The sequence below is a fragment of the Bradyrhizobium sp. Kon37 genome (assembly GCF_055807535.1).
Map to the genome: position 1 here is coordinate 311,725 of NZ_JBVVOY010000003.1, position 13,499 is coordinate 325,223.

The 13,499-nt window shown below is 63.6% G+C and carries 11 protein-coding genes; 1 reads left to right on the top strand and 10 read right to left on the bottom strand.

What is annotated here, in order from left to right:
- Positions 1-133 precede the first annotated feature (133 nt).
- The 5 genes from AC0L3J_RS09390 to AC0L3J_RS09410 form a co-directional block, all read right to left on the bottom strand.
- Positions 134-3,229, bottom strand: coding sequence for a MexW/MexI family multidrug efflux RND transporter permease subunit (locus AC0L3J_RS09390; protein WP_456765335.1), 3,096 nt, complete (start codon positions 3,227-3,229; stop codon positions 134-136).
- A gap of 76 nt (positions 3,230-3,305) precedes the next feature.
- Positions 3,306-4,499, bottom strand: a complete 1,194-nt coding sequence (locus tag AC0L3J_RS09395) for an efflux RND transporter periplasmic adaptor subunit (protein WP_456765336.1) — start codon at positions 4,497-4,499, stop codon at positions 3,306-3,308.
- A gap of 1 nt (position 4,500) precedes the next feature.
- Positions 4,501-5,202 (bottom strand): TetR/AcrR family transcriptional regulator, encoded by a 702-nt coding sequence (locus tag AC0L3J_RS09400; protein ID WP_456765337.1) that lies wholly within the window; start codon positions 5,200-5,202, stop codon positions 4,501-4,503.
- Positions 5,203-5,324: 122 nt separating this feature from the next.
- The gene (locus tag AC0L3J_RS09405) at positions 5,325-5,915 is read right to left on the bottom strand and encodes a thiamine pyrophosphate-dependent enzyme (RefSeq protein ID WP_456765338.1); all 591 of its coding nucleotides are present in this window, start codon (positions 5,913-5,915) and stop codon (positions 5,325-5,327) included.
- The gene (locus tag AC0L3J_RS09410) at positions 5,912-6,454 is read right to left on the bottom strand and encodes a phosphonopyruvate decarboxylase (protein WP_473346812.1); all 543 of its coding nucleotides are present in this window, start codon (positions 6,452-6,454) and stop codon (positions 5,912-5,914) included. The genes AC0L3J_RS09405 and AC0L3J_RS09410 overlap by 4 nt, the downstream gene beginning before the upstream one ends.
- A gap of 107 nt (positions 6,455-6,561) precedes the next feature.
- Here AC0L3J_RS09410 and AC0L3J_RS09415 point away from each other — a divergent pair, with 107 nt between their 5' ends.
- Positions 6,562-7,782 (top strand): cytochrome P450, encoded by a 1,221-nt coding sequence (locus AC0L3J_RS09415; protein WP_456765339.1) that lies wholly within the window; start codon positions 6,562-6,564, stop codon positions 7,780-7,782.
- A gap of 137 nt (positions 7,783-7,919) precedes the next feature.
- On the opposite strand, the gene AC0L3J_RS09420 is transcribed toward AC0L3J_RS09415, so the two are convergent.
- The 5 genes from AC0L3J_RS09420 to AC0L3J_RS09440 form a co-directional block, all read right to left on the bottom strand.
- On the bottom strand, positions 7,920-8,783 hold the full coding sequence (locus AC0L3J_RS09420; RefSeq protein ID WP_456765340.1) for a sugar phosphate isomerase/epimerase family protein: 864 nt from the start codon (positions 8,781-8,783) through the stop codon (positions 7,920-7,922).
- Complete coding sequence (locus AC0L3J_RS09425; protein ID WP_456765341.1) at positions 8,783-9,973, bottom strand: dihydrodipicolinate synthase family protein; 1,191 nt, start codon at positions 9,971-9,973, stop codon at positions 8,783-8,785. The genes AC0L3J_RS09420 and AC0L3J_RS09425 overlap by 1 nt, the downstream gene beginning before the upstream one ends.
- Before the next feature lie 135 nt (positions 9,974-10,108).
- The gene (locus AC0L3J_RS09430) at positions 10,109-11,260 is read right to left on the bottom strand and encodes a Gfo/Idh/MocA family protein (RefSeq protein WP_473346813.1); all 1,152 of its coding nucleotides are present in this window, start codon (positions 11,258-11,260) and stop codon (positions 10,109-10,111) included.
- A complete protein-coding gene (locus AC0L3J_RS09435; RefSeq protein WP_456765343.1) occupies positions 11,257-12,654 on the bottom strand; it encodes an enolase-like domain-containing protein in 1,398 nt (465 codons plus the stop codon). Before AC0L3J_RS09435 ends, AC0L3J_RS09430 begins: the two co-directional genes overlap by 4 nt.
- 5 nt (positions 12,655-12,659) lie before the next feature.
- Positions 12,660-13,490: an ABC transporter ATP-binding protein gene (locus tag AC0L3J_RS09440; protein ID WP_247360165.1), complete on the bottom strand. Its 831-nt coding sequence runs from the start codon at positions 13,488-13,490 to the stop codon at positions 12,660-12,662.
- Positions 13,491-13,499 lie beyond the last annotated feature (9 nt).

Here is a 13,499-nt window from a genome sequence, read left to right on the forward strand (position 1 = left end):
CCGCCGAACCTAGCAAGAAGACCGGACCTTGTCTCTCGCGAGCGCGGGAAAGGCTAGCCGAAGCGCCGGAGGCAATAGAAAAGGGCGGCAGCGGATTGGCCGCTGCCGCCCTCGGGTTCCTTGATTTGCGGCCTCAGGTCGGCCGGAGCGCCTTGGAGCCGAGGTCGAGATCGTTGACCTGCTTGTTGCGCTCGGAATCGGCCGCCGCGCGATGGTCGGTCGCCAGCACCACATAGACCGCCGGCAGCACGAACAGCGTGAACAACGTGCCGATCGACATTCCGGCGACGACCACCAGACCGATCGAGAAGCGGCTGGCCGCGCCTGCGCCGGTCGCGGTCAGAAGCGGGATCAGGCCCGTCACCATCGCGGCCGTGGTCATCAGGATCGGCCGCAGACGAATGCGGGCCGACATTTCGATGGCGGAGCGGCGATCGAGCCGTTCGTTGATCTGGAGCTCGTTGGCGAACTCCACCATCAGGATGCCGTGCTTGGTGATCAGGCCCACCAAGGTCAGCAGGCCGACCTGGGTGTAGATGTTCATGGTCGCCACGCCGAAGAACAGCGGGATCAGCGCACCAACGATCGCCATCGGCACCGAGATCATGATGACCAGCGGATCGCGCAAGCTCTCGAACTGCGCCGCCAGCACCAGGAAGATGATGATCAGCGCGAAGCCGAACGTGATCGCGAGCTGGTTGCCTTCCTGCACATACTGCCTGCTGTCAGCAAGATAATCATGGCTGAAGCCTTGCGGCAGGTTTTTGGCCTCGCTCTCGAGGAAGTCGACCGCCGCACCGACGGTCACGCCGGGCATCGGCACTGCCGAGAAGGTCGCCGAGTTGAGCTGATTATAATGTGTCAGCGAATTCGGCTCGGTCTTGGTCTCGATCGACACCACCGTCGACAGCGGAAGCTGCTGGCCGGTGTTGGTCGTCACATAGTAGCCGGCAAGCGATTCCGGCGAGAGCCGCTGGCCGCGCGGCACCTGCGGGATGACCTGATAGGAACGGCCCTCGAGGTTGAAGCGGTTGATGTAGTTGCCGCCGAGCAGCACCGCGAGCGAGCTGCCGAGGTTCTGCATACTGACGCCGAGATCCTGCGCCTTGGTGCGGTTGATCGTCACCTTCACGTTCGGCTGGTTGTAGGCAAGGTCGCTGTCTGAGACGATGAACATTCCGCTCTTGCGGGCGGCAGCCTTCAGCTTCTCCATCTGTTCGTAGACAGTCTGGAAGCTGGCGGTGGAGTTGATCACCATCTGCACCGGGAGGCCGCCCGGGCCGCCCGGCAGCGGCGGCAGGTTGAACGCGAACGCCTGCACGCCCTCGATTTTAGAAAGCTCGGCTTGCACCAACGACTTCAGCTGGATCGACGAGCGCTTGCGCTCCTCCCAAGGCTTGAGCAGCATGCCGGCGATACCGCCCTGCGGGCCGTTGATGCCGTTCAGCACGAAGCGCAGATCGGTCTCGGGGAACTTCTGGAATTCCTTGTCGAGCTTCTCGCCGTAAAAGTCGACATAGTCGATGTTGGCGTATTTCGGCGCCTTGGTCACCGCGAACACGATGCCCTGGTCTTCCTCAGGCGCCAGCTCCTTCGACGTGTGCATGTAAAGGAAGCCGACCAGCCCGAGGATGGTCACCGCAAACAGGCCGGTGATGGCCTTGTAGTCGAGCGAGCGGTCGAGCCTGCGCCCGTACCACCGCGTCAGCGCGCCAAACACCTTGTTGACGAGCTTGGCGAAGCGCCCCTCTTCGGTGTTCTTCAGCAGCACCGAGCACATCATCGGCGACAGCGTCAGCGCGATCACGCCGGACACGATCACCGAGCCCGCAAGCGTGAAGGCGAATTCGCGGAACAGCGAGCCGGTCAGTCCGCCGAGGAAACCGATCGGCGCGTACACGGCCGCGAGCGTGATGGTCATCGAGACGACGGGACCCACGATTTCGCGCGCGCCTTCCAGCGATGCCTGGACCGGCGTTTTCCCTTCCTCCAGATGGCGATGGATGTTTTCGACCACGACGATGGCGTCGTCGACCACGAGTCCGATCGCGAGCACCATCGCAAGCAGAGTCAACAGGTTGAAGCTGAAGCCCAGCGCCAGCATCAGCGTGCAGACGCCGATCATCGACAGCGGGATGGTGACGACTGGAATGATGACCGAACGGAACGACGCCAGGAACAGGAAGATCACCACGATCACGATGATCACGGCTTCACCCAGCGTCTTCTCGACCTCGTCGATCGAGGATTGGATGAACTTGGTCGAATCGTAGGCGACCTTCATCTTCATCGAGGGCGGCAGATTGCGTTCCAACTCGGGGAACAGCGCCCGCACGCCTTTGACCAGCGTCAGCGGGTTGCCCTGCGGCGTTGCCTGCACACCGATGAAGATGGCGTGCTCGCCGTTGAAGGCGACGCTCGCGTCCGTGCTCTGGGCCGCAAGCTCGACGGTGGCGATGTCCTCCATCCGCACGAAGCCGCCGTCCTTGGCCTTGACGATCATCTTCTTGAACTGGTTGACGTCGGTCAGGCCCGTATTCGTCGAAACGTTCGAGACGATGAGATAGCCCTTGGTCTGCCCCGCCGCGGACTGGAAGTTGTTGGCGGTGATCGCGGTCGCGACATCCGCAGGCGACACGTTGCGGCCGGCCATCTTCAGGGGATCAAGCCACAGCCGCATCGCAAAGGTCTGGCCGCCGAGAATGTCGGCGGAGGCCACCCCGTCGACGGTCGACAGCACCGGTTGCACAACGCGCGTCAGATAGTCTGAGATCGCCGAGCCCGACAGCTCTTCGGACGAGAATCCGAGATACATCACGGCCGTGGTCTGGCCCGTGGTCTTGGTGACGATCGGGTCGTTGGATTCCTTCGGGATCAGATATTTGACCGAGTTCGTCTTGGCCAGAACCTCGGTCAGCGCCTGGTTCGGATCGAAATTCAGCTTGATGTAGACCTGGATCGTCGAGGTGCCGAGCACCGAGGACGAGGTGATGTAGTCGACGCCTTCGGCGGAAGCGACAGCCTGCTCGATCGGCGTGGTGATGAAGCCCTGGATCAGGTCCGCGGACGCACCCGGATAGACGGTCGTGATATTGATGACCGTGTTCGACAGCTTCGGATATTGCCGGATCGGCAGCGTCGTCGCCGCGCGCAGGCCGATCAGCAGGATCAGCAGGCTGACGACGACCGACAGAACCGGGCGTTTGATGAAAATATCAGTAAAGCGCATCGCGGCGATCTCGATTTCTTTGACTTGCAAAGCGCATGACCCGGCCGTGCCGGATCATGCTGCAACGTGTACGATGTCAGTAGCGCGGCGGCTGCGCCGGGATCTGCGGAGCCGGGTCGGTCGAAATCGACACCGCCGCGCCCGATTGCAGCTTGAGTTGGCCGACGGCGACGACCTTGTCGCCCGGCTTCACGCCCTTGACGATTTCGACGCGGCCTTCGACCCGGCTGCCGGTCTGCACGAAAGTGCGCACCGCGCTCAGGCTGGTCTTGCCGTCAGCTTCCTTCTTCTCGGTGATCACGAACACCGAGTCGCCGTACAGCGTGTAGTCGACCGCCGTCTCCGGCACGGTGACCACGGCCGGCTTGTCCGGCAGCACCACCGTAGTGGTGACGAACATGCCGGGCTTCAGGATCTTCTCCGGATTGGAGATGGTCGCCTGCACGCGGATGTTGCGGGTGTCGGCCGAGATCTGCGGCTCGATCGTGGTGATCTTGGCGTCGAAGGTGCGGCCCGGATAGGCGTCGACCTTCAAACGGACTGGCTGACCGACCTTGAGGTTGCCCGAGTCCTTTTCCGTCACCGTGAAGTTGGCCCACAGCTCCGACAGATCCGTCAGCGAAACGATGGCCGTGCCGGCGGTCAGATACTGGCCCACCTCGACCTTGCGGACGCCGAGATCGCCGGAGAACGGCGCGCGGACCAACTTCTGCGAGATCAATGCTTCGGTCTTGGCGATACCCGCCAGCGCCTGATCGTAGGCGGCCTGCGCGGTGTCGACGGTTGCCTGCGGGCCGAACTGGCGCGACGCCAGTTGCTTGGCGCGGTCCAGCGACAGCTGTGCGACGGTGGACTGCGCCTTGTAATTGGCGAGGTCGCCCTGCTCCGGCGCGTCGAACATCTGCACCAGCGGCGTGCCGGCCTCGACATGCGTGCCCGGCTCGAACTTGATCTCGGTGACGCGGCCGTTGACGTCGGCGCTGACGTCGACCTGGTGCACAGCGGACAGCCCGCCGACGGCCGTCAGCAGGTTTGGCACCACCTCGGACTTCGCCTCGGCGGCGCTGACCGCGACCGGCGGCGGCTTGTTGTTGGCGAAGAACTGCTTGATCATCTGGCCGCGGAAAAAATTGAACCAGACGAGGCCACCGACGAGCACGGCCAGAAGCGCGCCGACGATGATGAACCAGAGCACCGGCCGGACCGGACGCTTGGGAGCCTTGTTGTCGATCGGTTCGCCCGAAATCTTGTGTTCGGTGACGATGTTCATGTCATGCACTCTCTGCAATCGCCGTCTTGTCCGCACACGCGGCCTGATCGCGGCCTAAATGCGAAGCAATTGCGGCGTCGTTAAGTCCGATACCCCTCAGGAGAAACTCACAGAGCTGCCGCTCGAGGTCGTTCGCCTTGCCGTAAGCGAGACACGGCGTGGCCGGCAGCCTGGTCAGCGCAGCTGTCATCACGGTGTGATGCGCAAACCAGAACAGGTTGAGCGGTTCGCCGTTGTATGGCCGCGCGTCCCCCGCGGCAACCGCACGCTTGAGCGAGGCAACGAAGGCCGCCCCGATCAGCGTCTCGATCTTGGCATATAGCAAACGCGCGAATTCGCCATCATCCAAATGACTCGTGGTCATCAGTCGCAGGCGCTGGGCCTCTTCCTGGTCGGGCCCGTCGGCGATGTGCATGAAATGTCCGACCATGCCGCGGATCAGCTCGACCAACGTGGCGGTCGACGGCTCCCGTTCGAGCAGCTCCATGAGCGCTGGGTCCGCCTCGCATTCGTCGCTGAGAATTTCGGCGTAAAGCGCGGCCTTGGACGGGAAATGCTTGAACAGCAGCGCCTCGGAAATGGCAGCGGCGGCCGCCACGCTCTTGGTCGTGGTGCCGGTATAGCCGTGTCGGGCAAAGCAACGCTTTGCGGCGCCGAGGATCAATTGACGCCTCAGGTCGCTCGTCATACGCAATGAGCTCATGCTAGTGAGTAAGCACTCACCCACGCAAAAGTCAAGCACTATGCTGCATCGCAACCTGAGTGCGTTGTAATTTCAGTGGAAATTGACCCCGCCCACACGGTCTCCGTGCAGGACGGGAGCGCCTAGATTGGCTGGAAACCGAGGTCGCCGCGGATCCGGTTGAGAATGTAAGTCCCGTCGCGGCTCGGCAAAATCCGCTCCAGATTGGCGCTGTCGATCTTCACATTGGCAAAGCGCGGCCCGGCCGTGACGTCGTGGACGGCTTTGGCGAACGCCTCGACCTCGGCCATGGTGGTCACAGACCGGCTATCCCCGATGCCGCAGGCCCTGGCGACGCCGACGAGGTCGGCGGCCGCGGCCGTGTGGCTGGCCTGACCCCCGGTCTCGCCATAGGCCTCGTTATCGAGCACCGCGATCGAGAGGTTGGACGGCTTCTGGAGGCCGATGGTGGCAAGGCTGCCCATGCCCATCAACATCTCGCCGTCGCCGGTGATGACCAGAACCGGCAATTTTGGCTGCGCCAGAGCGAGGCCCAACCCGATCATCGCCGCCCCACCCATGCCACCCCAGAGGTAGAAATTGCGCGCATGGTCGCCGGCCGCGCACATGTCGTTGGTGGAGGCGCCGAGGCCGCCGATCGCAACCACATCCCTGCGGTTCGCGAGAAGCGTGGACACCACCTGACGGCGGTCGAGGAGATTGGCCTTGCTCATTTGGTGAAAACCTTGGCGCCGATCAGGCGCTGCGACAGCAGGACGGCGGTGGGCGTGAGCGCGTTGTAGGCCTGCGCGGCCGCCGCCTCGAGCACGGCCGGCACCTCGGCTGCGGTCGAAGCCCGCAGCACTTTGACCCCCGAGAGCTCGAACACGCCCTGCGTGGTCGATCCCATCGGCACCTGCCACGGATTGAACTCGCCCCACTCGCCACGCATGGTCACCAGGGTGAGGAAGGGAAAGCGCAGGATCGGGATCAGCGACAGCATGTTGATGCAATTGCCGACCCCGCTCGACTGCATCAGCAGCACGCCGCGCTGCCCGCCGGTCCAGGCGCCCGCCAGAAGCGCCACGCCCTCCTCCTCCGTCGTCAGCGGAATGCCGCGCATCGTGGACGATGCCAGCACGCGCTGGATCAGCCTCGAATGGCCGGCGTCGGGCACGTAAGGCACCTGCCGAACGTCGAAGCGTTGCAGGGCCGCGAAGATATCGTCTGGCCATGAAGGAGCCGTGTCGGCAGCGTCAGCGCGGGCGTGCATTTTCCTGTCCGGTCGGCTTGCAAATCGCAGCTCGACTGTAGACGGTGAACCGAGCCGCTCAAAAGAGCGAATACAGCATATCGGACTCAACCGGCGAGTATGGCGGCATGAACGCAAGTGCGAATGAACTGGCAGCCAGTTTCGATCTGGAGAAGCTGACGCCGGAATTCTACGACGATCCCTACCCGACCTATCGTGCACTGCGGGAGAACGAGCCGGTCAAGCGCCTGCGCAACGGCACCGTATTCCTGACCCGCTATGACGACCTCGTCACGACCTACAAGAACACAAAGTCGTTCAGCTCGGACAAGAAGCGCGAGTTCGGGCCGAAATACGGCGACACCCCGCTCCACGAACACCACACCACGAGCCTCGTCTTCAACGATCCGCCGGCGCATACGCGCGTGCGGCGCCTGATCATGGGCGCGCTGTCGCCGCGCGCGATCGCGGGGATGGAGCCCGATATCATCAAGCTGGTCGACGGACTGCTCGACGCCATCGCCGTCAAAGGTGATTGCGAGCTGATCGAGGATTTCGCCGCCTCGATCCCGATCGAGGTGATCGGCAATCTGCTCGACGTGCCCCATGACGAGCGCGCGCCGCTGCGCGAGTGGTCGCTGGCGATCCTGGGCGCCCTCGAACCGGTCGTGTCGCCTGAAGTCGCTGCCCGCGGCAACAAGGCCGTGACGGATTTTCTCGCCTATCTCGAAACGCTGGTCGCACGCCGGCGCGAAAGGCCCGGCAACCCCGAACGCGACGTGCTGACGTGCCTGATACAGGGTGAAGATAACGGCGAGCGGCTGACCGAGAAGGAGCTGCTGCACAACTGCATCTTCCTGCTCAATGCCGGCCACGAGACCACCACCAATTTGATCGGCAACGGCCTCGTGGCGCTCGACCGCAATCCGGATCAGAAGCGGCGGCTGATCGACAACCCCGACCTCATCAAGACTGCGGTCGAAGAGATCCTGCGGTACGAGAGCTCAAACCAGCTCGGCAACCGCATGACCACGGAGCGGGTCGAGCTCGGCGGCGTCACGCTCGACGCCGGCACGTCGATCACGCTGTGCATCGGCGCGGCCAACCGGGATCCGGCGCAGTTTCCGGACCCCGAGAGCTTCGACGTCGCGCGCACGCCGAACCGGCATCTCGCCTTCGCCACCGGTGCGCATCAATGCGCCGGCATGGCGCTGGCGCGGCTGGAAGGCGCCATCGCGGTCTCACGCTTCTTGGCGCGCTTCCCCAACTATGCCGTGAGCGGACAGCCGGTCAGGGGCGGACGGGTGCGGTTCCGCGGCTTTTTGAGCGTGCCCTGCGCAATCGGTTGAAGCCTCAAAACAAAAAAACGCGAAAACAACCCCATGCACAGTAGAAGGTTACCGCCGCGGGATGCGCCGGTGATTGCGCGCAACCATTTGACATCTCAGGCCATCGGCGCCGTTGCGCGCAACCAATTCCGGAAGGCCTAAACCACCGTCTTGTGCTGCGCGATACAGGTTTGCAGCACCTCGTCCATCGGTTTGCTCCACCAGTCGTTGGAGAAGATTTCGATCTCTGAATAACCGGCAAAGCCCTGTGCTTCGACCGCTGCGCGCACCGATTTGATGTCGATCACGCCGTCGCCCATCATGCCGCGGTCGTTGAGAATGTCCCTGGTCGGCACCAGCCAGTCGCAGACATGGAAGGCGAGCAGGCGATCTTGGCCGGCGCGCGCGATCTGCCCCATCAGCTCCGGATCCCACCAGATGTGATAGACGTCGAGGGCGACGCCGAGCATGCCACTGCGATCAGGATCGAGCCGGTCGCAGATGTCGAGCGCCTGCTTCGTGGTGTTGACGCAGGCGCGGTCTGCCGCATAGGCCGGATGCAGCGGCTCGATCGCCAGCGGCAGCTTGGCCTGTTTGGCGTAATCGAGCATATCAGCGAGCGCCTCCTCGACCTGCGTCCGCGCGCCGGCGATGTCCTTCGACGCCTCGCTGCCCGACCGCGAATATTGCGGCAGGCCGCCGACGACGAGAACGATGCAGGGCGCGCCAAGCGCCTTGGCTTCGTCGACGCAGCGCCGGTTGTCGTCACGCACCTCGCCCCGCCGCGATGCGTCCGACGTGAACATGCCGCCGCGGCAATACCCTGATAGCTCGAGGCCGGCCTCGCGCACCGCACGCGCCGCACGATCGAGGCCGACGGCTGCGACCTGGTCGCGCCAGGGATCGATGGCGCGGATGCCGTGCCTGGCACAGGCCTCGATGATTTCGACGAGGTCACCCTGTTTTCGGATTGTCGCCGTATTGAGCGACAGCCAGCGATGATCGGACGAGAAATCACGCATCAGGATTCGATTCCGCGCGTTGAGAGCACCGCCTTCATCCGCAGCGTCGCCAGCTCCGGATCGGCGAGCAGCCCGGCCTTGTCGGCCAGCCGGAACAGCTCCGCCAGATGCAGCGTCGAGCGCGTGCTCTCCTGCCCGCCGACCATGGTGAAGTGGTCCTGATGGCCGTTGAGATAGGCCATGAACACCACGCCGGTCTTGTAGAACCGCGTCGGCGCCTTGAAGATGTGGCGCGACAGCGGCACCGTCGGCCCCAGCACGTCGTGGAAGCCTGCTTCGTCACCAGCGGCCAACCGCGACAACGCGTAGGACGCTGCCGGCGCGATCGCGTCAAAAATGCCGAGCAGCGCGTGCGAAAAACCCTGTTCGTCACCGGCGATCAGCTCCGCATAATTAAAATCGTCGCCGGTGTACATCTTGATGCGCTTGTCGAGACGACGGCGCATGTCGATCTCGCGCTGCTTGTCGAGCAGCGAAACCTTGACACCGTCCACCTTAGCGGCGTTGGCGTTGATGATGGCCACCGCTGTGTCCATCGCCTTGTCGAGGTCTTTGGTGCCCCAATATCCCGTCAGCGCCGGATCGAACATGTCGCCGAGCCAGTGGATGATCACGGGCTGCGCTACCCCCGACAGCACGCGGTCATAGACCTTTGCGTAATCGTCGGCGTTGCGGCCAAGCTTTGCCAGCGCGCGCGACGCCATCAAAATGATGCGGCCGCCGACCTTCTCGACCGCCGATACCTGCTCTTCATAGGCGCGGATCACGTCGTCGAGATTCCTGGCATCCTCGACCGCAAGATGATCGGTACCGGCGCCGGAGAACACCAGCGCGTTGCGCCGCCTGGCCGCAGCGACCGAGCGCGTGATCAGCTCCAGCGAGGTCGGCCAATCCAGCCCCATGCCGCGCTGCGCGGTATCCATGGCTTCGGCGACGCCGAGACCGAGATCCCAGACGTGCTCGCGAAAGGCGATGGTCTTGTCCCAGTCGACGGCAGCGGAGAGCCACGGGTCGTTGTCAGCGAATGGATCGGTCACGGTATGGACGGCCGAGAACGCGATGCGGTTCAGCGGTCCCTCGAGCTTTGCGGGAAACGTTCGCGACGCCGCGAGCCGGTAGGTCTCGATCGAGCGATCGGCCTTCGGCAGCTTGAGCGACAACGACGACATCGGCAGGACGGGCTTGTTCATGATTTCAGACCTCTCCCCGTCATTGCGAGGAGCGAAGCGACGAAGCAATCCAGACTCTTGCCGCGGAGGCACTCTGGATTGCTTCGCTTCGCTCGCAATGACGGCTCAATAACATCGACACTTGTCCAATAAAGCTCAGACCTTGATCGGAGCGACGTCGATCCAGCGCCGCTCCTTCCAGCTCTTCAGCGCGCATTCGGCGAGCTGCACGCCCTTGACGCCTTCGAGCAGCGTGAACTTGTAGGGCGCATCCTCGTAGACATGGCGGATGAACATCTCCCACTGCTCCTTGAAGCCGTTGTCGTAGCTGACGTTGTCAGGCAGTTTCTGCCAGTCGCCGTAGAAATCGTGCAGCCGCTTCTCGTCGGGATTCCACACCGGCCGGGGCGTCGCCTGCCGCGCCTGGATCATGCAGTCGGAAAGGCCGGCGACGGCCGAGCCGAGTGTGCCGTCAACCTGGAAGGTGACGAGATCGTCGCGATAGACGCGCGTCACCCAGGACATATTGATGTGGGCGATGGCGCCGCCCTTGAGCTGGAACGTGGCATAGGCGGAGTCGTCCGCGGTCGCCTTGTACTTCTTGCCCTGCTCGTCGAAACGCTCCGGGATGTCGGTGTTGCCGATGCAGCTCACGCTCTCGACCTCGCCGAAGAGATTGTCGAGCACGTAGCGCCAGTGGCAAACCATGTCGAGGATGATGCCGCCGCCGTCCTCGTCGCGGTAATTCCATGACGGCCGCTGCGCCTCCTGCCAGCCGCCTTCGAACACCCAATAGCCGAACTCGCCGCGCACCGAGAGGATGCGGCCGAAGAAGCCGGAGTCGCGCAGGAAGGCGATCTTCTTCAGGCCGGGCAGGAACAGCTTGTCCTGCACCGTGCCGTGCTTGACGCCCTTGGAATTGGCGAGCTTGACGACCTCGAGCGCCTCCTCGAAATTCGTCGCGATCGGCTTCTCGCAATAGACGTGCTTGCCGGCATTGATGGCCTGGGTCAGCAGCCCGGGGCGCGCCTGCGTGGTCGCGGCGTCGAAGAACATGGTGTCGTTCTTGTCGGCGAGGGCCGCATCGAGATCCGTGGTCCAGCGCGTGACGTTGTAGCGCTTGGCAAGGGCCTCGACCTTCTCGGCGCTGCGGCCGACCAGGATCGGGTCCGGCATCACGCGGTCGCCGTTCTTCAAGCGGACGCCGCCCTGCTCGCGGATCGCAACGATCGAGCGGATCAGATGCTGGTTGAGTCCCATGCGGCCGGTGACGCCGTTCATGATGAGGCCGAGGCGTTGGGTGGTCATACCGATTGCTCCCAGAGTGATTGTGGTTGTTCGAGCGGGCGCAGCGCCGACCAGTCCGGATGGACCGACGTCGCAAATCCCGTTGCATGAAGCGATCCCGTCAGGAGATCGCCGTTGTGAATGGAGAGGCGGATGCCCTGCCCTGCATCCGCATAGAGATCGGGATGCGCGGCGGCGAAGGCCTGGGCCTCCGCGGCGGGCGTGTCACCGAAGCCGTCCACGTAATGATGGCCGTTGCGTTCGGCATGGGTGATGCCGATGAAGGCACCGAGCGCAAGGTCCTGCTGCACGGCAAGGCCCGCCTGGCAGGTGAGGTCCTCGCCGGTCACGAAGAATCTTTCGCCGGCCGCGCTCCATTTCGCTGCGCGCGTCGCGTTGACGATGGACTTGTAAAGCCCTTTGCAGGATTTCGAGGAGATGCCGTGATAGCCGAGCGCCCGGGCCGCGGGAAACGCGTCGTAGGAATCGTCGGCTTCGTCGATGATAAAGCCGCGCGCTGCGAGCGAGCCGAGGGGCGAGTGCCTCGTGACATCGCGCGGCATCGGCTGCTCGATATAGAGCAGCCTGGATGAAATCGATCGCAGCGCAGTGTCATGGTCGAGCCGGCCGATGAGTTCATGCAAGGCTGCGAGATCGGCATATTGCTCGTTGGCATCGAGCGTCACTTTGTAGTCATGGTCCAGCGCATCAAGCTCCTTGCCAATGCGCGCCAGCCGCGCTGCATCGCCGACGGGGTCCCCCGACAGCTTCAGCTTGAAGTATCTTGCACCGGAGTTCTCGTGGGGATCTGCAACTCCGCCCTCGCCTTCAACGGTGTCGTCGAGACCGACGGTATGCCTGATGGCAACGCGTGCCAGCGGCTTCCGGCCCGATAGGAACGTCGTGAGATCGGTTTCCTTCAGGTCGGGCGAAAGCCGCGCATCGATGCCGGCGATGTTGCCGGCCATGCCGTCGAAGAAATTGGTCTCGGCGGCGCGGAGCAGCGCATCGAGGATCGCCTTGTCGATTTCCGCGGGTCCATAGACTGCGGCCAGCGGCGGAATGTTTTTCTTCGCACAAGTTGCGACTTGGGCACCGATGCACGAGGCATGCAGATCGAATGCCGTCAAAAATCCGGTTCGCGCGAGATAAAGCCCCCGCGCGATCTCCAGCGAACGGCGCAAGCCATCCACCGTCTGCGCCGGCGACAGCTCCGGCCGCTTGTCGAACCATTTCGGCACCAACAGTTCGGCACTGGCGCCGACCGCCGATCCCCTACCCTCGACCTCGATCTCGACCCGCACGAACAGCTGCGGCGTCGCGTTGATGGTAACAGCGCCGAAGCGGAACGGCCGGGCGAAATGCACGGGTCGCTCGAAGAAGGTGATGTCTCGCAGCTTCAGGCGCGGTGCCATGGTCGTCAGTCCAGTGAACCTTGCGAGAAAAAGTGCTTGCGGATGCGCTGCACGAGTTCGGTGAACACAGGATCGGCCATCACGTCGAGCGAACGGGGCCGCGGCAGCGGCACGTCGTAGATCGCGGCGACCGCGCCGGGCCGCTCGGTCATGACCAGCACGCGATCGGCGAGGAACACGGCCTCGGGGATCGAATGCGTGATCAGCAGAACCGTCTTCCTGGTCTCGCGCTGGATCCGCATCAGCTCGACATTCATGCGCTCGCGCGTCAGCGCATCGAGCGCGCCGAACGGCTCGTCCATCAGCATGATCCGGGGATCATGCACCAGGGCGCGACAAATCGAGGCGCGCTGCTGCATACCGCCGGAAAGCTGCCACGGCAGCTTCTTCTCGAAACCTTCGAGCCCAACCAGCTTCAACAGTGCCTTGGCGCGGTCCAGATATGTCTGCCGCGGCAACCGTTTCATGTCGATCGGCAGCATCACGTTGGACAGGATGTTGCGCCATGGCAGCAGCAACGCGTTCTGGAACACGATGCCGACATTGCCGTGCGGCGCCGTCACCTTCTCGCCCTCGACCAGGATCTCGCCCGTGGTCGGCGGCAGCAGTCCCGAGATCAACTTGAGTAGCGTGGACTTGCCGCAGCCGGATGGGCCGACCACGACGAAGAACTCGCCGTCATTGATGTGGAAGTCGAGCGGGCGCAGCGACGGCACATCGCCGTCGCGCGTCCGGTAGGTCTTCGACACGCCTGACAGCTTGATGCCCGACGCATCGCCGGCAGCCCGGTCGCTCACCAGTCTCAGATGTGCGGCCGGCTGCAGGGTTTCACTCATGTTCGTCGC

What these genes read in the sequence shown, in the direction of transcription:
- AC0L3J_RS09435 (WP_456765343.1), bottom strand. Translation starts at nt 12,654, where the DNA reads ATGGCACCGCGCCTGAAGCTGCGAGACATCACCTTCTTCGAGCGACCC.
- AC0L3J_RS09390 (WP_456765335.1), bottom strand. Translation starts at nt 3,229, where the DNA reads ATGCGCTTTACTGATATTTTCATCAAACGCCCGGTTCTGTCGGTCGTC.
- AC0L3J_RS09440 (WP_247360165.1), bottom strand. Translation starts at nt 13,490, where the DNA reads ATGAGTGAAACCCTGCAGCCGGCCGCACATCTGAGACTGGTGAGCGAC.
- AC0L3J_RS09420 (WP_456765340.1), bottom strand. Translation starts at nt 8,783, where the DNA reads ATGCGTGATTTCTCGTCCGATCATCGCTGGCTGTCGCTCAATACGGCG.
- AC0L3J_RS09415 (WP_456765339.1), top strand. Translation starts at nt 6,562, where the DNA reads ATGAACGCAAGTGCGAATGAACTGGCAGCCAGTTTCGATCTGGAGAAG.
- AC0L3J_RS09430 (WP_473346813.1), bottom strand. Translation starts at nt 11,260, where the DNA reads ATGACCACCCAACGCCTCGGCCTCATCATGAACGGCGTCACCGGCCGC.
- AC0L3J_RS09425 (WP_456765341.1), bottom strand. Translation starts at nt 9,973, where the DNA reads ATGAACAAGCCCGTCCTGCCGATGTCGTCGTTGTCGCTCAAGCTGCCG.
- AC0L3J_RS09400 (WP_456765337.1), bottom strand. Translation starts at nt 5,202, where the DNA reads ATGAGCTCATTGCGTATGACGAGCGACCTGAGGCGTCAATTGATCCTC.
- AC0L3J_RS09395 (WP_456765336.1), bottom strand. Translation starts at nt 4,499, where the DNA reads ATGAACATCGTCACCGAACACAAGATTTCGGGCGAACCGATCGACAAC.
- AC0L3J_RS09410 (WP_473346812.1), bottom strand. Translation starts at nt 6,454, where the DNA reads ATGCACGCCCGCGCTGACGCTGCCGACACGGCTCCTTCATGGCCAGAC.
- AC0L3J_RS09405 (WP_456765338.1), bottom strand. Translation starts at nt 5,915, where the DNA reads ATGAGCAAGGCCAATCTCCTCGACCGCCGTCAGGTGGTGTCCACGCTT.